13 protein-coding genes, 1 pseudogene and 2 riboswitches are annotated in these 22,159 nt (G+C 60.1%); of the genes and pseudogenes, 4 read left to right on the forward strand and 10 right to left on the reverse strand.

Translation table 11 applies throughout. The features are described from left to right. Positions 1–149: 149 nt before the first annotated feature. The 9 genes and pseudogenes from BVG12_RS08495 to BVG12_RS08525 form a co-directional block, all read right to left on the reverse strand. Positions 150–1,631 carry a site-specific integrase gene (locus tag BVG12_RS08495; protein ID WP_156895585.1) on the reverse strand — a complete coding sequence of 494 codons (1,482 nt, stop codon included), beginning with the start codon at positions 1,629–1,631 and terminating at the stop codon, positions 150–152. Continuing rightward, complete coding sequence (locus BVG12_RS33465) at positions 1,603–2,499, reverse strand: AAA family ATPase (RefSeq protein ID WP_162600522.1); 897 nt, start codon at positions 2,497–2,499, stop codon at positions 1,603–1,605. Before BVG12_RS33465 ends, BVG12_RS08495 begins: the two co-directional genes overlap by 29 nt. A gap of 109 nt (positions 2,500–2,608) precedes the next feature. Beyond that, a complete protein-coding gene (locus BVG12_RS33950) occupies positions 2,609–4,612 on the reverse strand; it encodes a hypothetical protein (protein ID WP_156895587.1) in 2,004 nt (667 codons plus the stop codon). A 31-nt stretch (positions 4,613–4,643) separates the two neighbouring features. Beyond that, positions 4,644–6,758, reverse strand: coding sequence for a hypothetical protein (locus BVG12_RS33955; RefSeq protein ID WP_156895588.1), 2,115 nt, complete (start codon positions 6,756–6,758; stop codon positions 4,644–4,646). A gap of 83 nt (positions 6,759–6,841) precedes the next feature. Then, a pseudogene (locus tag BVG12_RS08505) lies at positions 6,842–7,684 on the reverse strand (DNA ligase LigA-related protein); the annotation flags it as partial. Between the two features lie 37 nt (positions 7,685–7,721). Continuing rightward, a complete protein-coding gene (locus BVG12_RS08510; protein WP_075792011.1) occupies positions 7,722–8,888 on the reverse strand; it encodes a cell division protein ZipA C-terminal FtsZ-binding domain-containing protein in 1,167 nt (388 codons plus the stop codon). Next, on the reverse strand, positions 8,885–12,409 hold the full coding sequence (gene smc / locus BVG12_RS08515) for a chromosome segregation protein SMC (RefSeq protein WP_075792012.1): 3,525 nt from the start codon (positions 12,407–12,409) through the stop codon (positions 8,885–8,887). The genes BVG12_RS08510 and smc overlap by 4 nt, the downstream gene beginning before the upstream one ends. A gap of 213 nt (positions 12,410–12,622) precedes the next feature. Further along, positions 12,623–13,291 (reverse strand): phosphatase PAP2 family protein, encoded by a 669-nt coding sequence (locus BVG12_RS08520; RefSeq protein WP_075792013.1) that lies wholly within the window; start codon positions 13,289–13,291, stop codon positions 12,623–12,625. A 193-nt stretch (positions 13,292–13,484) separates the two neighbouring features. After that, a complete protein-coding gene (locus BVG12_RS08525) occupies positions 13,485–15,827 on the reverse strand; it encodes a DUF1631 family protein (RefSeq protein WP_075796262.1) in 2,343 nt (780 codons plus the stop codon). A gap of 374 nt (positions 15,828–16,201) precedes the next feature. Between BVG12_RS08525 and BVG12_RS08530 the strand changes: the two genes are divergently transcribed. Further along, positions 16,202–16,420: a hypothetical protein gene (locus BVG12_RS08530; protein ID WP_075792014.1), complete on the forward strand. Its 219-nt coding sequence runs from the start codon at positions 16,202–16,204 to the stop codon at positions 16,418–16,420. 164 nt (positions 16,421–16,584) lie between these two features. On the opposite strand, the gene BVG12_RS08535 is transcribed toward BVG12_RS08530, so the two are convergent. After that, a complete protein-coding gene (locus BVG12_RS08535) occupies positions 16,585–17,142 on the reverse strand; it encodes an ATP-dependent Clp protease proteolytic subunit (protein ID WP_075792015.1) in 558 nt (185 codons plus the stop codon). Between the two features lie 155 nt (positions 17,143–17,297). Next, a riboswitch (glycine riboswitch) is annotated at positions 17,298–17,383 on the forward strand. 18 nt (positions 17,384–17,401) lie between these two features. After that, a riboswitch (glycine riboswitch) is annotated at positions 17,402–17,502 on the forward strand. Positions 17,503–17,554: 52 nt separating this feature from the next. On the opposite strand from BVG12_RS08535, the gene gcvT reads away from it, so the two are divergent. From gcvT to gcvP, 3 genes are all read left to right on the forward strand, one after another. Next, positions 17,555–18,679 carry a glycine cleavage system aminomethyltransferase GcvT gene (gene gcvT / locus BVG12_RS08540; RefSeq protein WP_075792016.1) on the forward strand — a complete coding sequence of 375 codons (1,125 nt, stop codon included), beginning with the start codon at positions 17,555–17,557 and terminating at the stop codon, positions 18,677–18,679. A gap of 48 nt (positions 18,680–18,727) precedes the next feature. Next, complete coding sequence (gene gcvH, locus BVG12_RS08545) at positions 18,728–19,108, forward strand: glycine cleavage system protein GcvH (protein WP_075792017.1); 381 nt, start codon at positions 18,728–18,730, stop codon at positions 19,106–19,108. A gap of 148 nt (positions 19,109–19,256) precedes the next feature. Next, on the forward strand, positions 19,257–22,136 hold the full coding sequence (gene gcvP, locus BVG12_RS08550; protein ID WP_075792018.1) for an aminomethyl-transferring glycine dehydrogenase: 2,880 nt from the start codon (positions 19,257–19,259) through the stop codon (positions 22,134–22,136). The last annotated feature ends 23 nt before the right edge of the window (positions 22,137–22,159 follow it).

Here is a 22,159-nt window from a genome sequence, read left to right on the forward strand (position 1 = left end):
AGGAGCCTACTGCATGCTTTACCCTATGCGACTCGTTTCTTTGCCTAACTAGGGGGTTGTCGTTTTGATACTCTCATTAAATCAGTACAAAGCCTTAAAAAAAGGAAAAACTTCGCTCGTCAGATTCAGTGGCCTACAGATGAGCGATATTACACCAAGAAGTTGGAAACCGAATTAGTTGAAATTGTTTCAGACTTTCCGGCAAAAAAATCGAGCATTTTTATCTCTTCAACCGCTTCAGGCGGCAATCCTTCGTCAATCTGCTGACGATTCCCTGGCAATGCAAAAGGAACTACAATCTCCGCTCTCTTCCGAGTAATGGTTTTGATGTAATGACGTGTCGTCTCAATGGAAACATGCCCGAGCTGAAACTGCAAAAACGTTTGAAACTGGGCTGCCATTCTTTCATCTAACTCAATTCCTTTTAGTCGACAATAGTTCCATAAAAGATGCGTCGCGCCGGTATGGCGTAGGTAGTGAGGTTTAACTTTTAAGCCTGTCTGACGAAATGCCTCTTCCACCATGTATGGTTTTACTGGAACCCCGCTTTCCGTAAGCCAGAGTAACTGTCCCGCTTGTGGTAGCTCAAGCTGCCCCTGACGTAGACTAGCATTTTTGCGAACACTATAACTCTGGTCAAATAGTTTCTTGCGACTCTCGAAACATTTCGATATATAGTCACGGTAAATAGCCTCAACAGTTTCTGGCCAAATATAACACCAAGCGGGCTTGCGTCCTTTAGCGATATGGTGAAACTTAAGAAATTCCGTGTCAGTGGCCCTCATTTCCGGCCATAACATCCAATGCGGATTTAATTTTCCTCGCGATCGAGGCAATTGGCATGCATTACTTACCCGAAGGCAAGTTTGCATCATTGTTTGCGCTAGTACCGCATATACAATGTCAATTTTCGCTAGGCGACGATATAGTTCCCCGTAAGTCGCCATGCTAATTACACGACCGACGTAATCATCAACTATTGGAGTTCTTTTCTGTCCGTCATCTTGGGCATAATGATGAACGTACCTACTATGGACATCACCAACCTCATCACGATGCCCGGCCCGTGTGGCTGCTCGCTTTTCCGGGAAGATCGCCGCATGAGAGATTCCTTTCATGGTTAGAAACTCGAAAAACTCGCGTATCCGAAGGTATTTAGTGTTGTACGTTGAATTACCCCATCCGTGAACGTTCTGCTGCGCATCAAGTAGACGCGTTACCTGCTCATAAGTCACTGACGTAAAATGAAACCCATTTGCAAACAGCGCCTCTAAGAACTGCTTGATGTCATAAGCTATATTTCTTAGTGAACTTACGTCCACAGTCTTCATCCCGACCAAGATACGCGACGGCCAATAGAAGCGATATATCAAAAACTCGCACATCTCCCTTTGCAGAATTCCGTCAACAAAAGGAATAAGCAAGCCTGAGTCAAGATCTTTATACAGTTCTATTTCCATTTGCCCAACAGATGCTTTATTTATCAAACCAAAGCAGATTCCCGGACGAGTAATTGCCGCGCCCGAGCGACCGCCCTCTTCACCAACCTGCTTCCGCACGCAAACAGCGAAACGCGCTATAGCAGAAGTTCTTACATTGTGATTATGACGAGGCGTGTTTGTTTCGCACAACGATCATTTCGTCGATCCAGGTTTCCTTATAAGGATCCGGCAACGTCAACTTTTTATACATTAAATCTAAGTCCTCATAACTAAGCATCTTGCCAGAGGCGTGACGATTGGCGTTCCGTTCCTTTACGATCTCATTTGGTGTATCAAAAAATACGCAACATTTTGTTACATCCTTGGCGCGTTTAGCGTACTGTACTAGATTTTCACGTTCATATCGCGTCAGGTTTGTCGCATCAAATATTACTGAATGGCGATCAGTGTATAGTTGGGCGTTGGCAGCCCAGGTCGACTTGCCCGAACAAGGCAGTCCGACTAATACATAAAGTCGCTTTGGATGCGCTCGGCTTAGTGCCTCATCTAATTCGTCGTAACACTTCAGCCATGCATCATGGCGGGCGCCCTCGTCACTGAATCTGTAAATCGCATTGCCAAACAAATATTTGTCGGGACAGATTACGGTTCTTATCGCACGATCAATTCCAACGACTTGTCCTGAGCCTTGTCCTTTAGTCGACACCGGATCTGATAATTTGGCTTGCAAGAGCAAGATCGTTTTACGCGCTTCGTCAAGTTCTCGCAACCAATTTGACGATACATTTTTGGCGGTTTCCAACTCCATAATAATTGGTCGAACTGATGACTTTACGCGATCTAGTTCTTGTTCCAAATCCGCAATTTCGCTATTCTCATGAACAACAGCCTTGCAATTTTGAAATTCTTCTCGAAAAGCAATGATTTCCACACCGATTTTTCGATAGTCCTCTGCGACACCATTTTCGGCAAATGGCTTATTTCCAGTAAGATAAGATTTAGCGACGCATGCTTTCTCAGCTATTTTTGTGATACTACATTCATTTACTTTATTCATTCTCTTTGCGCGCTCCTTGCACTCTTTGAACGCCTGTCGGATATCTAAGAGTCGTTCCTGATGAGTTCTCGCGTCACGTTTCCTTTTCGAGCCAAAATCAGACTCCATTTCATTCACCCACCAATTCGCTTGGAAATATCTTTTCAATATCCGAGGCATATTGTTTGACAAAAGCTCGCGCTTGAATACGCAACTCCTCTGTAGCAAGAGGTTGTCCGACTCTCGATTCTAAAAATCCGATATACCAATAAAAGGAATCTCGGAGAGCGGTTGACCAAGGGCCAAGCATCGCATGCTCACAGCGTTTACCAACGCACTGCGCAGGGTTTGGTGCCGCTTGCATATAGCGCCACAATTCTTGATCTATCGCATATTGCTTGATGTTGTCTCGCTCAGTTCGTATTGCACATGGTGGAGGAGACGAGTCATGGGGATTCCTCGTACACAGAACACCGAACGGCGTCATCATTGCCAACATTGAACCGCTAACAATTCGCTCTCTAACGCGTTCTTCAAAAGACGTCAATAGCTCTGAATCCGACATTGATTCGGAATTCGCATTTTGAACAGATCGATGAGATTCATAACCCCTAATGAGTTCTTCTCCTCTTCCACCTGCGAGCCGGCCAGTTGACGCCGCTTTACTCATTCTCTTGGCCATTGCGCTTGCAGCTTCCTCAATTGCATCTTTTCTGGCTTTAAGGAAAATAGGATTGTGATGAAGGTAGGCAAGAGGCATCAAGTTGCTACCGTGACCAAACAAACGCCTCACCAAAAGTATCGACAGACTACTTGCGGAGTCTAGCCAACCGGCAACTGTAGCACGGTAACAATGAGCGGTGTATTCATCATCGTCACCATAAGGCGTGACAAAGGGAATGTCGAACCATTGCGCGAATTTCCGTAGCCATCGATTGACCGTGGATTTACAAACCCTTGCCTTATCTAGTTCTTGTATTCGCCTATAGTTTTTCCCGAAAGGAGCTATAACGTAAGGACTATCGTCATTCCATCGCAATTTTTCTAGAATCGAAATAGCATGGTTAGTTTGCTCTGGAACTGGCAGACGGAGGTGTATGGCGGTTTTATTCACATAGGCGTCGACATAGTAGAGCATGTCGGCTCTACCAGAAGGCCTACAACAGCCTGTTCGGACGAAGGTGAGATCAAGGTTTCTTAGTCCAGTAGTTAAGAAAATAATATTAACGCACGCAGCCCTCAACAAATTGACCATCGAGAGAAAGATCTTGAACGGCAGCGGCCCTTCTTTGGAGAAACCCGCGTGATTGCGCGGCGATGAGCACGCAAGTTTTTTTATCGATGTGGCAAACTTGATTCCAGCTTCAGATCGAAGATATGGAGTATAGCTTTCCGAACTCATGGTCACCGCTTCCCGATGAGCCGCTAATATCAACTCGGAATATTCCTCGATTATCCACATTGACCGTTCAATGACGGGCTGGGTGGTTTGTGGAGGCATAGCCAAATATGGCCTCACTTCAAAAGCTGGCTCTTTTAAATTTGCATAACGCTTGTTAATCCATTTCTCAAATGAAGTATCTTTCCATGGATATTCAAATGTAGGCAGAAGAAAATATAAACCGTCCACCGCATGCCGGGGCAAGTCCTTCAGAAGATTCAGGCATGTCGGCAACCTTCTGACTTCTGCACGTAAAACGATCTTCTGATCGATTAAGGGAACAAGCTCATCGGTTCCGATTTCATTGAGTCCAATTAAATATTCTCCGGCACATCCTTGAAGGATGGATTTTTCCTCTAAAGTCTGCTTTAAAAAGCCTAACAACATATTGAGATAACCCGCTACCGTAGATAGGCTAACCCGTTTCAACTCAATATAATTGAGTATAGCAATTTTTAAAAGTAGAACAAACGCAGGACGTTTGTTGGCTGGATCAACCGACATCCAGCGGATACCGGATTGAGGTATTGTCTCATCTCGCCACTCTAGATCCTTAAAAATGTTCGTCGAGCCTGGAATTTTTTTTTCCGAGTACCTATCGGCTAACTGTCGGATACAAATCCACTGTGCGTTTGCCAGATCCGCTAGCTCTTCAAAATTTTTAGACCGCGCTTCAAAAACGATATTTTCCATAGCATCAATGGTGATCCGAACTAAACGTTTATTAAACTTTAGTTTGTATGATTGGAGGCAAGGACACCGCTCCCGATCTCGCGTCCTCCCACGCACGCTGAACTAAAGCCTCACCGTCCCTTGAATTTTTCTTTTTGTACTTATTTAATGCATCGTTAGCAATCAACCAACGATCTTCATATACGGCGTTCCAAGTAACACCCATTATCAGTCGTTGCTCTTCATATTGAAGAATTCTCAAGCAGATGTATGGCAGGTGTTTTTGACAAATGATACTACGCCTACAACCGAGACATAGGTCGTAATAGGTGCATTCTTTTGCGATCGCCATGCCATGGGTAGGGTTAGCTGGATCTTTGCACTCGCACAAGTATAGGGATTTTCGCGCTTCAGGTTTATCCTCCAAAGATACTTCGCCAGCGAATTCCAACGCTTGATTAATATTTTTGGAAGTGATTGTAGCTATAGCAATATCGAGAACAGCTGTGGCGTTTTGCGAACGCATTATATAATTAGATAGAGTAACGTCTAGCGTATTGTGGTCTAGGTCTGATTGAAGCCGGTCCGCAAGCTCCTGAGAATTCACGACACCAGATAGGTGCTCCAACATTTTTGTTGTCGCAAATACCTTTCTGAATCTTTTTGTTTCCAAGCTCTGTAAGAGCTCCCCGTTTTCTAGAGTTACGGGATAACGTTGATTCAAATCCCGACCCCATTGACTTACGACAGTTTCTGCCATTTCAAAGAACGGGCCGTCAAAATTTGTTTTCGCATGCCTTTCATACTCCTCCAACATCTGATATAAAGGACTATCGATCACTATAGCAACGGCAATTGGCTTGTCTTTTGTGAGCGAACCGGTTTTTCTTTTCCATCCGATAATCTCGACTTCTTTAGGCGCACCCTCTTTTCTAACGAACAAGGTGTCGCCTTGGGACAATATGCTTTTCCCATCAATACGCGACGACCAACTTAGCACAACCTCTTTATTGAGCCCAGTATAAATCATTACTATATTAACCAGGCAGAATGCAAGTTGCGATAGAGCCCCCGTTTTATCGTCTTTCACTGAACGTTTAGCATAAAGTCCGAAAACATTATGTCTTGGCGCAGTAGAGTGTAGAAGATGGGTCTTCCTTTCCCAGACTACATATGCCTCATATTTTTTTGCCAAATCAGGACAGTACTTCGCATAACCAAGAATCAGTTTAGTAAATTGCTTCTTTGAATGAAAATTAAGCTTAAACCATAGAAGTTTATGATTTAATATTTTTCCGTAGCCAATCTCGGTCGATAGCCAAAGATGCAAGAAATTATAAATATCGGCCCTTCCGTTACTTGCTCGCCTGGGTTTACGTCCATGGAATATCCAATCTTCGCCAAGAGACTCCAATGTCAACTCTTCATAATGCTTCAAGTAAGCTATCTGGCGCTTGAACCGATAGAGAAATTGCGCTAGCAATTGATACATAATTGCATCGGAATATGCCCCGTCTATATCATCACCGGAATGATTATGCGGCTCAGGAGCATTATTCCGACGTGGATTTGGCCAAGCTATCTTTTGCAAGTTTCCGTCAAAACTCGTCGCATGATATGATGAAAATATAGATCTGGGATCACCGAATGCTCTCTTATAACCTTTGACGTTTCCCGTCTCAAGGAAGCTTCTGTAATCCAGCCAGTCCTGATATTCGATACTGTAAATGTTGAAACCATCTAATTTTTCTAAACGAGAGGTGGAGATGAACTCGATCCAAATCTTCACGCTGGTAACGATATTCGTCAGCGTGCTATATGATTTGTATTTTCCCGTTAGGAAATGAATCATTAGCCGTGCTAATTGGTGGCCGAATCCGGGCGTGATCTTTTGAGAAGCGAAATCGGGGAGTGCAAGTGACGATAAGCCGCGATTACCGCTGTTCCCGCCGATGACATATTTGATGCCATTTGCTTTGGCCGCTATGACCTCTGCAGATGAAGGCGTTTGAAGGTAGAACCGGGTAAGTTTTTGTTCAGAACGACTGCCGCCGTCTGATATATCGATAAACCGCTTGAGCGGCGGTAAACCGTCATCTTGCAACTGGGCGCGATTGGCGTCAGGCAATAACTGAATGTGTACGGGAGGTTTCGACCGACGGCCCATGGTTGTCTTAACACAAAGTTATGTGTCTTGACACTCTACGCCGGAATGCGTGCGTTGTAAACCGATTCTCAGAAGTTAGTAAATTCGATCTCGTACGGCAGCGACTTGCGGCGCGCGCCGATGTCGCGGAAGTAGGCCAGCATGCCCTCGCAGCCCGTCACCACCGCGCGCTCTTTCGACACGGGCAGGCCCAGTCGATCGAGCCAGTCCAGCGCTTTCGAGTGCGATTCCGGCATCGGCGCGCCTTCCAGCAGGCCGATGCCGTAGGCGAAGAAACGCAGCCGGCGCTGCGCCGTGATGCGCGCATCGAGCTGGCGCAGGCTGCCCGCGGCGGCGTTGCGCGGATTCGCGAATTCCTTCTGGCCCGCGTCGCGCTGGCGCTGGTTCAGGCGGTCGAAATCGTCCTTGAACATCAGCACTTCGCCGCGCACTTCCAGCACGTCCGGCAACGCATTTTCGTCGCCTCCGCCATGGAGGCGCAGCGGGATCACGCGCACCGTGCGGATGTTCGCCGTGACGTCCTCGCCCGTGTAGCCGTCGCCGCGCGTGGCGGCCTGCACGAACACGCCGTTTTCGTAGCGCAGGCTGATGGCCAGGCCATCGAATTTCAGTTCCGCCGCATACGCGACGTGCGCATGGCCCAGGCCCTCGCGCACGCGGCGGTCGAAATTGTCGATGTCTTCATCGGAAAAGCCGTTGTTCAGCGAGAGCATCGGCACGGCATGCGTGACCTGCTTGAATTCGGGAATCGGCGCCGCGCCCACGCGCGACGTCGGCGAATCCATCGATACCGCCTGCGGATGTTTTTCTTCCAGCGCCTGCAGTTCGCGGAACAGGCGGTCGTACTCGGCGTCGGGGATCGTCGGCGCGTCCAGCACGTGGTAGTTGTAGATGTGGTGGTTCAGTTCCTTGACCAGCCACGCCATCCGTTCCAGGTCGTCGGGGGAATCGCTCATCGTCACCTCAGCTGAACAGGCGCAGCGCGCGCGTGGAGCCGGCCGCGATGTCGGCCGCGTCCATCTCCTGGTAGAACTCGCGCACCTGGCCCGCGATCTCTTCCAAGGTGGCATCCGTCAGCGGCTGGTCGAAGTCGTCGACGATGGCGGCATCGAGGCGCTGCTCGAGATCCTTCGCGCAGGCGACCATCTTGCCGAAGCCGTCGCGTGCCGGGGCCACGCACGGCACGTCCAGCAGCAAGGTCAGGCGCGACGTGGTGTCGGCGCCCAGCGTGACATTGGTCGACAGCGTGAACAGCGTGCCGCCGCCTTCTTCCTTGTCGGTCATGACGAATTTGCCGTCCGGGCGCACGTCGAAGCCGGCGTTTTCCAGCGCGCCGATCAGCGTGGCCATCGCCCACGGCGCGCCTTTCGACGCCAGGTTCACGCCCAGCTGGGCATCGTGGCCGGCGACGAAGCGGTGCAAGGTCTTCGCTTCGCTCATCACTTCGATCATGTCCGGCACTTCCGGCTCGGCGCCGATCTCGTCGGCGACGGCGCGCAGGCGCGTGACCATCTCCGAGTATTCCAGTTCGTTCAGCGCCGTCGTGCGCGTGGCCAGCTGGACGCCGGCCTGCAGCTTCGTGTACACGCCGCCGTGCACGATCGGCTCCCAGTCGCCATTGACGGCCAGGCCGACGAAGTGCACGGGCTTGTTGCCGACGCGGCGCAGTTTCAACAGCGCGGGCAGGATGCGGTCGCCGCGCAGCGGCCCTTCCGAATTCAGCGGGATGAGGCAATCGATCAGCGGGTCGACGAGGTTTTCGGCAAGTTGCGCGGGCGGCGTGTCCGGTTTCACGGCGGGCAGCCCGGCGACCGGGTCCAGCGACGCAGCCGCGGCCGGGACGGGCGCGGCCGCAGGCACGGCGCCGGGTTCGGCACGCCGCAGCGGCTCGGCGTGGACTGCCGGTTCGGTCAGCACGTCGTGGCCCGGTTCGGGCGCGCCGTCCAGCACGGGCTCATGGCGCATGCGCTCGGGCGCTGCGCCGCCTTTCATCAGCACATCGTCATGGTCATGCGAAAACGCGCGCTCGACGCTCTTGCGGGCCTTGTACTCCTGCCACTTGTTGTAACTAATGACGCCGACGACGAAAACGCCGCCGGCCGCGATCAGGCTCATTTGAAAGTCTGTCATGCTGCTTGTGCCTCAGTAGCGAAATTCGCGGCGGACTCCATGTCCACCGCCACGATGCGCGACACGCCCTGCTCCTGCATCGTCACACCGATCAGTTGGTTGGCCATCTCCATCGCGATCTTGTTGTGCGAGATGAAGAGGAATTGGGTATGGTCCGACATGCGCTTCACCATGCGGCAGAAGCGCTCGGTATTGGCATCGTCCAGCGGCGCGTCGACCTCGTCGAGGAGGCAGAACGGCGCCGGGTTCAGGCGGAACATCGAGAACACGAGCGCGGTCGCCGTCAGCGCCTTCTCGCCGCCGGACAGCAGGTGGATCGTCGCGTTCTTCTTGCCGGGCGGCTGGGCCATCACCTGCACGCCGGCGTCGAGGATTTCCTCGCCCGTCATCACGAGCTTCGCCGTGCCGCCGCCGAACAGGATCGGGAACAGTTCCGAGAAGTTGGCGTTGACGCGGTCGAACGTATCCTGCAGCAGGTCGCGCGATTCGCGGTCGATGCGGGAGATCGCGCCTTCCAGCGTGGCGATCGCCTCCTGCAGGTCGTTGTTCTGCGCGTCGAGGAAGCGCTTTCGCTCCGTCGCCTGCGCCAGTTCCTCGACCGCGGCCAGGTTGACGGCGCCCAGCGCCGCGATGGCATTCGTCAGGCGCGTCACCTCGCCCTGCAGGTAAGCCGGCTTCATCTCGGGGTCGAGCTTTTCGGACAATGCCGCCTCGTCGGCGCCCGTGGCGGCCAGCGCTTCCGCGAACTGTTCCTGGTTCAGGCGCGCGGCCTGCTCCTTCAGTTGCATCTCGGTGATGCGCTCGCGCTGCGGCTGCAGGCCGCGCTCCGCCTGCATGCGGGCTTCCTCGGCCGCGCGCAGCTGCTGCGTGAGCTGGTCCAGTTCGTGGCGCGCGTCCGCGAGCGCCTTTTCCTGCTCCGTGCGGCGCGCCAGCAATTCCTGCAAGCCCTCGGCGGCCGCGCCGGATTCGAGCGCTTCCAGTTCCAGCTTGCCGGCCGCGATGCTCTCCAGGACCTGCGCCGCCTGCTGGTGCGCGGTGGCGATCGTGCGGCGCAATTCCTCGATGCGCGTGCGCTGGGTCTTTTCCGCGAACACGGCTTCCTGGGCCGCGCGCTCCAGGTCGCGCAGGCGCTGGCGCGCCTCGGCCAGCACGCGTTCCTGTTCCTGGAACTCGACCTGCCCATCCTCGTACGCGCCCTGAAGCTCGGCCAGTTCCATGTCCAGCTCTTCGAACTGCGCTTCCGCTTCCGCCTTGGCCTGCCGTTGCTCCGCTTCCTGCGCGGCGATCTCGTCGAGGTCCGCCGCGATCTGGCCGCTGCGCTGGTTGAAGCGCGCCTCGACCTCGGCCTGCTTGACGACCTCGATCTGCAACGCATGCACTTCGCGCTGCAAGGTCGCGACCTTTTGCCGGCCATCCTGCAGGCGGCGCTGCAGCTCGCTCACCGCCGCGTCGGCGCGGGTGGCGCGGGTGCGGGCCTCGTCCAGCAGCAGCGCCTGCGCACGCAGTTGTTTGCCGATGTTGTCGATCTCGTGCTGGCGCGCGAGCACGCCGTCCTGCTCGGCGTCCGCCGCGTAGAAGCGCACGCTCGCGCTCGTGACCATATGGCCTTGCGGCGTGACGAAGCAGCCGCCCTGCGGCAGCTTGCCGCGCAGCGCGAGCGCCGTGCCCGGATCGTCGGCCGCGTAGACCCCGAACAGCCAGTCGTCCAGCAGGCCGCGCAGGCCCGGGTCGTTCAGTTTCAACAGGCTCGCGAACGGCTTCAGCCCGTGATGATCCTGCGCACCGGCGCTGCCGGGTGCGGGCGAATACAACGCGAGGCGGGCCGGCGGCGCGTCGCCGAAGAAGCCGCGCGCCCAGTCGAGGTTCGACACTTCCAGCGCGCCCGTGCGCTCGCGCAGCACGGATTCCAGCGCCGTCTCCCAGCCCGTCTCGATATCGAGCTTCTGCCACAGGCGCGGCAGCTTATCCAGCTCGTGCTTCTGCAGCCACGGCTGGACCTTGCCCTGCGTCTGCACGCGTTCCTGCAGCTGGCGCAGCGCGGAGAGCCGCGCTTCCAGCTTCGCGTTGGATGCGGACTCCTGCTGGACCTGTGCATGCGCGTCGCGCCGCTCCTGCTCGACGGTTTCCTGGCGGCTCGCCGCCTCTTCCAGCATCAGGTTCTGCTCTTCCAGCGCCAGTTGCTTTTCCTCGAGCTGCAGGCGCAGGTTGTCCAGGTGGCCGGCGTCCGGCAGGTTCAGGCCGCCGCGCTCCTGCTGCAGGCGCTCGCGCCGCGTGGCGAGGTTCGCGAGAATGTTCGAGGCATTGCGCTGGTGCGCGGACGACAGCTCGATGCGCTGCTGGATCTGCATGATGCGGGCGCGCGACTCGGTCGACTTGTTCTGCGCCTCGCGCCATGCGGCTTCCAGGTCGGGCAGGCGCTCGTTCTGGGCCTCCGCCGCGATCTGGGCGCCTTCCACGCGCGCGGCCAGTTCCTCCAGACGGAACTCCGCTTCCTCGATCTGCTCCTGGGTTTCGTTCGCCTGGTTCAGCCATTGCTCCCGCTGGGCGGTGAGCGTCCCGATCTGGTTCTGCAGGCGCGTGCGCGACTCGACGACGAACTTGATCTGCGCTTCCAGGCTGCCGATCTCGGAATTGGTCTGGTACAGCGCGCCCTGCGCCACGTGCAGGCGGTCGCCTGTCTCGTAGTGCGCCTGGCGCATGCGCTCCAGTTCCAGCTCGAGGTTGCGCATCTTCGCGTTCTGCTCTTCCAGCCCCGTCTGCGCCTGCTCCATCTCGAGGAACCAGCGCGTCTGCTCGGCCTTCGCCTCGTTGCGGCGCAGGAGCCACAGAAGTTTCTGCTTTTCTTCCTGGTCGGCCTGCAGCTGGTGGAAGCGGTTGGCGACGGCGGCCTGCGCTTCCAGTTTTTCCAGATTGGCGTTCAGTTCGCGCAGGATGTCTTCGACGCGCAGCAGGTTTTCGCGCGTGTCCGACAGGCGGTTTTCCGTCTCGCGCCGGCGCTCCTTGTATTTGGACACGCCCGCCGCTTCCTCGAGGAACACGCGCAGCTCTTCCGGGCGCGATTCGATGATGCGCGAGATCATGCCCTGGCCGATGATGGCATAGGCGCGTGGGCCCAGGCCCGTGCCGAGGAAGATGTCCTGGATGTCGCGCCGGCGCACCGGCTGGCCGTTGATGAAATACGTCGACGTGCCGTCGCGGGTCAAGGTCCGCTTGACGGCGATCTCGGCATACTGGCTCCATTGCCCGGCCGCCTTGCCGGCGCTGTTGTCGAACACGAGTTCGACCGACGCGCGTCCGGCCGGCTTGCGGTTCGTGGAGCCGTTGAAGATGACGTCCTGCATCGACTCCCCGCGCAGCTCGGACGCTTTCGATTCGCCCAGCACCCAGCGTACGGCATCGATGATGTTCGATTTGCCGCATCCGTTCGGGCCGACCACGCCGACCAGCTGTCCCGGCACCTGGAAATTGGTGGGATCGACGAAAGACTTAAATCCCGACAATTTGATGGAGGATAGACGCACGTTCGCTTACGGTTTGGGGAGAAGTCGATAAAGGCTGCATCATACCATCTGCGCCTTGCTTTTCGGCCAAGTTTTGGCTCGCGCGCGCGCCGGTGCGGGGGAAGCTCGAAAAACCGTCGCGGACGCAATGTCGTTTGAGAAGCGCAGCTGCAGGCGCGTACAGCGGGCATCGCAAACGACCGTGCAACGCGCAACCGGTTTGCCGACGTGCCCTCAGGTGCAGAGGACGGCAAAGCGCACCCTGGCGGGCGCGCACGGCGGCACGTACGGCCCTTGGGCGGGCTGCCAGTCGTTGCGCAGGTACACCCGGTCGCGCCCGGACAGCGCCAGCGCGGCGGCCGTCAGCCACTGGTGGGAATACGCGGGATCGGCGCGCGGCAGGAAAATCGTCGCGGCGAGCAGCCCCAGCAGCAGGGGCTGGGGCGAACAGTCCCGCGCGGCACGCGCGCGCGCGAGGAACAGCGCGGCCGCGCCCAGGCCCAGCAAGCAGCCGGACAAGGCTTCGCTGGCGGAATGGGCGCCGACCTGGACCCGCGCCAGCGCCACCGCCACCGCCAGCAGGCCGCCGGCCGCGACCGCGATCAAACGCGCCCGCCGCGGCTGATGCTCGACGAGCAGGAATAACGCGACCGGGAACACGGCGGCGGCGCGCGCCGCGTGACCCGAAAAGCCGGTGAACGACAGCGAGCGGATGCCGATGCCCCAGCCGATGAACGCGATCTGGCTTCCCGCCGCCACGAGCATGGCGCCGCCGAACACGAGGCACCAGACGAGCGCCAGCCGCCAGCAGCGGCTGCCTATGAGCCAGGCCGTCACGCCAAGGGCGAGCAGCGCCGTGACGTTGAGTCCGCCCAGCGCCGAAAGATGGGACCACCAGAGCATATTGGATCGGAGGATGGATTTACGACGGCTCGACTATAACCCGGCCTGCTGACTGATACCAACACGTAGGGTGGCCGGCCGCACACGCTGCGCCTGAATGGTCATGACGATGGCGCCGTCCACGCGCCGATCGTTGTCGCACGAACGTCTGCGCAGGCACCGTTTGAACGCTTGGACGGCAAAGCCGTCCACCCTACGACATCGCGGTCACGATTGACGAGTCGTTGACGGCCCCCTGCGCCATCGCTTCCGACAACACCTGCCCCACGACGCCGTCGATGGCCAGCACCCGCGCGCTGCCCTCGTCGAGGGCGGCCGCCAGCTTGTCGGCCGGCAGCGAGAACGCCTCGCGCCGTCCGGCGCCCGAGAAGATGAACAGCGTGCGCAGCGGACTCACCCACGCCAGCTTGACCTTGCGCTCGCCGTCGCCCGTACGGAATGCCAGCCACATGCCGCGCTCCAGGCCGTCGACGGCCGACACCGCCGCCGCCCGCGCCGCGGCCTGTTCGGCTGCGGCATTTTCCAGCTCGACCCGGCGCAGCGCGTCCTGCTGGGCCGCGAGGGTGGCCAGTTCCAGCTGGCGTTCGGGCGACAGCTCGATGGGCGCACGCACGATCGCCGCATGGTATTCGGCCAGGCGGGCGAAGAATTGCAGGCGCTCCGCGTCCTGCCATTTGATGGCGTCGAGCCATTTATTCAGCGTCGCGAGCAGGCGCGGCAGCCGGGCGATCAAGGCCTTGCGCTGTTCCTGCGTGGCCTTGGGCTTGACGCTCCAGATCAGATCGTCCATGGCGCGGGTGGCGTTGCCGACGGCGCCCGGGCGCGCATCCTCGATCGTGTGGGCGAACGTCAGCACCGTCGTCCAGCGCTGTTCGAGGAAGCCGCTGACGACGTCGACGACGCCCCCGGCCTGCACGCGCAGCGCGACGGCGTCGCGCGCCTGGCGTGCCGCCACCTGGTGCCGTTCCTGCTTGATGGCCGTGGCGACCGGAGCGGCCAGCGCCGCTTCCTGTGCGGACTCGTCGGCCGCGATGCCGGCCTCCAGTTCGGCGACGGCGCTGGCGAACGCATCCGGCTTGGCCTCGCCCGCGCGCGCGACGCTGCGCTGCATGGCCTGGAACAGCGGGTCGTTCGCGTTCTGGCGCTGGTCCCAGCCGACGCGCGACATCAGGTCGACGAGCCGGCGTGCCGGGTGCGCTTCCTCGAAGAAGAAATTCTTGTCGAGCAGCGCCGCCTTGAGCACAGGCACTTGCAGCAACTGCAGCAGCGCGCGCGTACGCGGCGGAATGCTGTCGTCCAGCAGCACGGTCTCGAAGACGCGCGACAGCAGGTCCAGCGTGCGCTCGTCGCCGCGCGGCAAGCTGCCCTGGGGCAGGCTCTGCTTGAAACGCGGCAGATAGAACACATCGGGCGCCTGCGCGCCGGATGCGGCCGCCTGCGGTTCCTGCGCCAGGACCGGCTCGATGCGTGCCAGCAAATCCAGCAGCGGCGCCGCGCCGTGGTTCTGCGCCAGCGCCCCGCGCAGGGCGGCGGACCAACCGGACTGGGGGATGTCGGAAGCGGCCGGCGCGAAGCCTGCCGCGGGCTGTGCAGGGATGCCGGACGGCGCGGCGAATCCGGACGCCGGCCGGGCGCCGGACGCCGCCCGACCCGCCTGCCCTGCCTGCCCCGCCGCAAACGCGCCGGCGCCGCTGGGCCGCCAGCCGCCGGCGCTGGACGGCAGGTCGGGCAGATCCGGAATCAGCGGCACGCCATCCTCGCCGCCATCGTCGCCGAACAGCTTGCGCAATCGATCGGCGAGGGCTGCGCGCTGGCCGGCGCGGGCCGCTTTCGCGGCGGCCGCGTCGTCCGTCTTCTGGATGCGGTAGGCATCGACGGAACCCGGCTGGCCGCCCTTGCGCAGGGCGGCGATGAGGGACTCGAGCAGCGGCCCGAAATCGAACACGACGTCGGGGCGCAGCAGGGTCAGGATGAGGCCGTGGGCATCGGTCTCCGGCTCGAACTCGCGCCATGCTTCTTCGATGGCGCCGAGGAAGACTTCGGGACGGAAAGGATTGCCGTCGGCACGCAGCACGCCGCGTCCGAGCAGCATGCCGAGGCGCACGGCCAGGGTCGCGAGGGCGTCGGAATGGGCGATGTCGAACGGCCGGGCCAGCGCCCCCAATGCGAGCCGGCTGTCCATTTCGTCCAACGGGACGAGACTCAGCGCGGCGGCCGACGGGCGCTTGGATGCGGCCTGTGGCAACAGGCGGTCGAGTTCGCGGCGCAAGGCCAGCTCGATCGCGCCCGACGCCAGGTGGAAAAAGGCGTAGGCGTTGTCCTTGAGCAGGCGGGCCGACTTGACGCGGCGGTACACGTCCTGCGGATCGCCCTGCTGCTGGCCGACGTCGCCCAGCGCCGCGGCCATCCGGGCCGTCATCGCGGTCAGCTGCTCCTTGACGTGGTCGGCCGCGATACCGGCGAGCGCATCCAGCGTCGCCTGTTGCGGCGACGCGGCCTTGCGGGCGGCCGGCGTCTGGTCTTGGCTGGATGACATGGTGGCGATAAAAGCGGAGGCATCCATATTGTGGCACATTATTTCCAAGTGGCAACAGAAATCGATATGCCCAGCGGGTCGCGCAGCGCCGAGATAAAAATGCTTATGCTATTGAAGAGCCAGTCTTGCGACATAAAACGCTATGCTGCACCGCAAGATAACGGTTGCCAGCGAATAAGAATATGCGAATTCCGTGCATACGGAGAAGATTATTGCTTTCGAAATGCGCCTTGTCCTACAACAGTACAAGGGGTGATCCGATACCCGATCAATTGCCGCGCTCGCATCATTGCATTACCGAAATCGCTACCGAATGTCAATGTTCGGCGGCACATCGGTAAGCACGACATCTCCACTATCAGAAAGGAATGATCATGGCTGCGAACAAAAATTCTTCGCGCTCGGGCAACCAGGGCGGCTCCCACGAACAACACGTCAAGGCTGGCCAGCAAAGCCACAAAAACGACGGCAACAAGCAGTCGGGTTCCGGCTCGGGCTCGCGCTCGGGCGGCTCGGGCGGCACCCGCGGCGGCACCCCGGAGCAGCACGCCGAGGCTGGCCGTCAAAGCCACAAGAACGACAACAAGCGCTGATCGCGGCGCACGCCGGACCGATCCGATTTCCGGGTTCGGTCATACACGGTAACGACACAGGAAGTACGGAAAGAGCCTGAAGCGGGACAACCGCTACAGGCTCTGTCTGTGTTTGTGGAACGCACGAACGCCGCCCGTGCGGACGGGCGGCGCGAGACGGCGAATCAGATGTTGCGCAGGTACGAGCCCTTGGGCGGCGCGAAGTCGACGATGTCGTCGATCATCCCTGCCACCTTGGCGTCGCGCGCGTTCAGGTGCAGGTCGCCGTACTGGTGGATCCCCCACTGCTCCGGCGTCAGCTCGATGTGCTTGCGCAGGATCGATTCCGTGCGCGCATCGTCGGCGCGCAAGCCTTCGACGATGATGTTGAGCGCATCCGGACGCGAACCCGGCGACGCCGTCGCATGCGATTTGTGGATCATGAAGCGCGCCGTCTCGCTCGCATAGCGCTGCTTGCCCGCCAGGAACAGGATCACCGCGATCGATGCGACGGCGCCGCCGTTGTACATGACGCAGTTGACGGGCGCATTGGCCAGGAAGTTATACAGGCACAGGCCGTCGCTGACATAGCCGCCGTTCGATTGCAGGAGGATGTGCGCGGTCTCGATGCCGTCCTCGTTCATGCTGGCCACCGCTTCGAAGACGCGATGCACCATGTCGCTGTTCACGTCGCCGGACAGGGTAAAGTACCCTTCCTTCTGTTTTGCTTGATCTTCGCTCATAGTGGTCTCTTCTGTCGCAAGGGTCGTAGAGCAAGTGTAACAAAACACGTCCGCAGGGCCATGTGGCCGCGCTGCAATAGTGCGCACCCTCGCCGGTCGCCCTCGCCCGCCGCCCTCTCCAGATTGACTTCCCGGCACCACTCGCATAGACTTCGCAGTCTTGATCGGGAGAGCGCAGCACAGGCTGCCGCCGAAGGGGCATCACCCAAAAACTCTCAGGCAACCGGACCGGTCGGGGGCTGCTGCGCGATAAGCGCGGCGGACCAACTCTGGAGAGCGGCCTTCACGGCCCACCGAAGGGGCAGGCGATGCGACACGACGCGCCGCTATCTCTCAGGTACCGAGGACAGAGGGGTGTGAGAGCATGCGGATCGCCGCGTGCGCGACCCCATTTTCTGCCGAGGATCCACCCATGACGCTCAAAGCGACCCCGCTCAATTCCGTACACCGCGCCCTCGGCGCCAAGATGGTCGACTTCGGCGGCTGGGACATGCCCGTCAACTACGGCTCCCAGATCGAAGAACACCATGCCGTGCGTGGCGATGCCGGCATGTTCGACGTGTCGCACATGTGCGTGGTCGACGTGCGCGGCGCCAACGTGCGCGCCTTCCTGCGCGGCCTGCTGGCCAATAACGTCGACAAGCTGCAGGCGCCGGGCAAGGCCTTGTACTCGTGCATGCTCAATCCCCAGGGCGGCGTCATCGACGACCTGATCGTCTATTACTTCGCCGAAGACTGGTTCCGCCTCGTCGTGAACGCGGGCACGGCCGAGAAGGACATCGCCTGGATCCGCCAGCAGAACGACGCCACGGGCAGCGGCCTGACCATCACCCCGCGCCGCGCCGACCTGAGCGATGATGGCATCGCCCTCGTCGCCGTGCAGGGTCCGAACGCCCGCGCGAAAGTCTGGCAGGTCGTGCCGCAGACGCAGGCGCCGTCGGAGGGCCTGAAGCCCTTCAACGCCGTCGTCGTGGAAGGCACGCCGTTCGGCGAACTGATGGTCGCGCGCACCGGCTACACGGGCGAAGACGGCTTCGAGATCGGCGTGCCGGCCAGCCAGGTCGAGGCCTTGTGGAACGCCCTCGCCGCCGCCGGCGTCAAACCGGCCGGCCTGGGCGCGCGCGACACGCTGCGCCTGGAAGCGGGCATGAATCTGTACGGCCAGGACATGGACGACAACGTGTCCCCGCTGGACGCGGGCCTCGCCTGGACCGTCGACCTCGTGTCGGAACGCGACTTCATCGGCAAGTCCGCCCTGCAGCAAGCCGGCCAGAAGCAGAACTTCGTCGGCCTGATCCTGCGCGAAAAAGGCGGCATCCTACGCGCCCACCAGAAGGTCGTGGCCGCATCGGGCAATGCCGGCGAGATCACGAGCGGTACGTTCAGCCCGTCGATGCAGCAGGCGATCGCGCTGGCGCGCGTGCCGCTGGACGTGGCGATCGGCGATACCGTCCACGTGGAAATCCGCGACAAGAAACTGGCCGCGTCCGTCGTCAAACTGCCGTTCGTGCGTAACGGCAAGATCCTCGCTTCCTGAACAAACACTTATACTTACCGCACCATCCATCACTACGGAGTTACGCACATGAACATCCCAGCCGACCTGAAGTACACCGAGTCCCACGAGTGGGTCCGCCAGGAGGCCGACGGCACCCTGACCGTGGGCATCACCGAATATGCGCAGGACGCCCTGGGCGACATCGTGTTCGTCGAACTGCCGCAGGTCGGCAAGACCTTCACGGCCGGCGATGACGCCGCCGTCGTGGAATCCGTCAAGGCCGCCAGCGACATCTACGCGCCGGTGTCCGGCACCGTGACCGCCGTGAACCAGGCGACCGCGGACGCGCCGGACTCGATCAACGCGGATGCGTATGCCGCCTGGCTGTTCAAGCTGAAGCCTTCGGATCCGTCCGCCGTCAACAACCTGCTCGACGCGGCTGCCTACGGCAAGACCACCGAAGGTTGATGCTCACCCGTGCGCCTCATCTACGTCGTTCCCGCGCAAGCGGGAACCCATACTGAGCCACCTTCGGCCACTCAGCATGGATTCCCGCTTGCGCGGGAATGACGGCCTGAAGTAGCCCTTCTCGCCGAATCTTTTTCTCGTCCTTATCATGACCCGCACCAGCCTGACCCAACTCGAAGCACGCGATGGCTTCATCCCGCGCCACATCGGCCCGTCCGCATCCGAACAGGCGGCCATGCTGTCCGCGCTCGGCTACGCCACGCGCGCCGAGCTGATCGACGCCGTCGTTCCCGCCAACATCCGCCGCAAGGACAAGCTGGACCTGGGCCAGTTCTTCGAGCCGCTGCCCGAGCAGGCCGCGCTCGCGAAGCTCAAAGGCATCGCGTCGCAGAACAAGGTCATGAAGTCGCTGATCGGCCAGGGCTACTACGGCACGCACACGCCGCCCGTCATCCTGCGCAACATCTTCGAAAACCCGGCCTGGTACACGGCGTACACGCCGTACCAGCCGGAGATCTCGCAGGGCCGCCTGGAAGCCATCCTGAACTTCCAGCAGGTGATCACCGACCTGACCGGCATGGGCATCGCCAACGCGTCGATGCTGGACGAAGGCACGGCCGCCGCCGAAGCGATGACGCTGATCCAGCGCGTGGGCAAATCGTCCTCCAAAGTGTTCTACGTCGCCGACGACGTGCTGCCGCAGACCCTGGAAGTCGTGCAGACGCGCGCCGTGCCGATCGGCGTCGAGGTGCGCACCATCGCAGCCGCCGACATCGGGAACCTGTCCGAAACCTGCTTTGGCGTGCTGCTGCAATACCCGGGCGTGAACGGCGACGTGCGCGATTACCGCGCGGCCGTCGAGAAGCTGCATGCCGCGGGCGCGATGGTCGTCGTCGCGGCCGACCTGCTGTCGCTGGCCGTGCTCACGCCGCCGGGCGAATGGGGTGCGGACGTCGTCGTCGGCAACAGCCAGCGCTTCGGCGTGCCGCTCGGCTTCGGCGGCCCGCACGCGGGCTACCTGGCCACGCGCGACGAATACAAGCGCAGCATGGCGGGCCGCCTGGCCGGCGTCACCATCGACGCCCAGGGCAACCCGGCCTTCCGCCTCGCGCTGCAGACGCGCGAACAGCATATCCGCCGCGAAAAGGCGACGTCGAACATCTGCACCGCGCAGGTGCTGCTGGCCGTGATGGCCTCGATGTACGCCGTCTACCACGGCCCGCAAGGCCTGGCTGGAATCGCCCGCCGCGTGCACCGCTACACCGGCATCCTGGCCACCGCGCTGAAGGGCCTGGGCTTCCAGTTGGCGAACGAGACCTACTTCGACACGCTGACCGTCATCGCCGACAATGCCGACGAGATCCACCGCGTGGCCAACGACAACGGCATCAACCTGCGCCGCATCGATGCGCGCCACGTGGGCATCTCGCTGGACGAGACGATCACCCGCGACGACATCGCGCTGCTGGTAAAAATCTTCGGCGGCGCCGACGTGGACTTCGACGCGCTGGACAACGACGCGGCGGATGCGTATCCGTCCGCGCTGGCCCGCACGAGCGCCTACCTGACGCACCCGACGTTCAACCGCTACCACGCCGAGCACGAGATGCTGCGCTACCTGCGCGCGCTGGCCGACAAGGACCTGGCCCTCGACCGCACGATGATCCCGCTCGGCTCCTGCACGATGAAGCTGAACGCGACGTCCGAGATGATCCCGGTGACGTGGCCGGAGTTCTCGAACATCCACCCGTTCGCGCCCGACGACCAGACGGTCGGCTACCGCGAGATGATCGCCCAGCTGGAAGCAATGCTGTGCGCCGTGACGGGTTATGCGGGCGTGTCGCTGCAGCCGAACGCCGGTTCGCAGGGCGAGTACGCGGGTCTGCTGATCATCCAGAAATACCACCAGTCGCGCGGCGAAGGCCATCGCAACATCTGCCTGATCCCGTCGTCGGCGCACGGCACCAATCCGGCGTCCGCGAACATGGTGGGCATGAAGGTCGTCGTGACGGCGTGCGACGCCAACGGCAACGTGGACCTCGCGGACCTCAAGAAAAAGGCCGAAGAGCACAGCGCCAATCTGGCCTGCGTGATGGTCACTTACCCGTCCACGCACGGCGTGTTCGAGGAAGGCATCAAGGAACTGTGCGAGATCGTGCATGCGCACGGCGGCCAGGTGTATGTCGACGGCGCCAACATGAACGCGCTGGTCGGCGTGGCAGGCCCAGGCCTGTTCGGCGGCGACGTCAGCCACCTGAACCTGCACAAGACGTTCTGCATTCCGCACGGCGGCGGCGGTCCTGGCGTCGGCCCGGTGGCCGTGGCCGAGCACCTCGTGCCGTTCCTGCCGAACCAGGCGTCGACGGGCTACCAGCGTGACGAGCAAGGCATCGGCGCCGTCAGCTCGGCGCCGTACGGCTCGGCGTCGATCCTGCCGATCTCGTGGATGTACATCGCGATGATGGGCGCGGAGGGTCTCACCGCGGCGACGGAAACGGCGATCCTGAACGCCAACTACATCGCGCGCCGCCTGGCCCCGCACTATCCGGTGCTGTACACGGGCCACGACGGCCTCGTCGCGCACGAGTGCATCATCGACCTGCGCCCGCTGCAGGATGCCACCGGCATCAGCAACGAAGACGTGGCGAAACGCCTGATGGACTTCGGCTTCCACGCCCCGACGATGAGCTTCCCGGTGCCGGGCACCTTGATGATCGAGCCGACCGAGTCGGAATCGAAGGCGGAACTGGACCGCTTCATCGAAGCGATGATCTGCATCCACGCCGAGATCGTGAAGGTGGAGCGCGGCGAGTACGACCGCATGGACAATCCGCTGAAGGGCGCGCCGCACACGGCGGAAGTCGTCACTGCGGACGACTGGCAGCACACCTATTCGCGCGAAGTGGCCGCCTTCCCGGTGCCGTCGCTGCGCAAGAAGAAGTACTGGCCGCCGGTCGGCCGCGCGGACAATGCGTATGGCGATCGTAACCTCTTCTGCGGCTGCGCGCCGATCGAAGACTACGAGTAAGATCGAACACGACGGGTAAAGTA

It is taken from the genome of Massilia putida (genome assembly GCF_001941825.1).
Taxonomy (GTDB): Bacteria; Pseudomonadota; Gammaproteobacteria; order Burkholderiales; family Burkholderiaceae_D; genus Telluria; species Telluria putida.

Excerpts from the sequence above, each read along its gene's own strand:
- BVG12_RS33465 (WP_162600522.1), bottom strand. The coding sequence starts at position 2,499 with ATGAATAAAGTAAATGAATGTAGTATCACAAAAATAGCTGAGAAAGCA.
- BVG12_RS33950 (WP_156895587.1), bottom strand. The coding sequence starts at position 4,612 with ATGGAAAATATCGTTTTTGAAGCGCGGTCTAAAAATTTTGAAGAGCTA.
- BVG12_RS33955 (WP_156895588.1), bottom strand. The coding sequence starts at position 6,758 with ATGGGCCGTCGGTCGAAACCTCCCGTACACATTCAGTTATTGCCTGAC.
- BVG12_RS08510 (WP_075792011.1), bottom strand. The coding sequence starts at position 8,888 with ATGACAGACTTTCAAATGAGCCTGATCGCGGCCGGCGGCGTTTTCGTC.
- BVG12_RS08520 (WP_075792013.1), bottom strand. The coding sequence starts at position 13,291 with ATGCTCTGGTGGTCCCATCTTTCGGCGCTGGGCGGACTCAACGTCACG.
- BVG12_RS08525 (WP_075796262.1), bottom strand. The coding sequence starts at position 15,827 with ATGTCATCCAGCCAAGACCAGACGCCGGCCGCCCGCAAGGCCGCGTCG.
- BVG12_RS08530 (WP_075792014.1), top strand. The coding sequence starts at position 16,202 with ATGGCTGCGAACAAAAATTCTTCGCGCTCGGGCAACCAGGGCGGCTCC.
- BVG12_RS08535 (WP_075792015.1), bottom strand. The coding sequence starts at position 17,142 with ATGAGCGAAGATCAAGCAAAACAGAAGGAAGGGTACTTTACCCTGTCC.
- gcvT (WP_075792016.1), top strand. The coding sequence starts at position 17,555 with ATGACGCTCAAAGCGACCCCGCTCAATTCCGTACACCGCGCCCTCGGC.
- gcvH (WP_075792017.1), top strand. The coding sequence starts at position 18,728 with ATGAACATCCCAGCCGACCTGAAGTACACCGAGTCCCACGAGTGGGTC.
- gcvP (WP_075792018.1), top strand. The coding sequence starts at position 19,257 with ATGACCCGCACCAGCCTGACCCAACTCGAAGCACGCGATGGCTTCATC.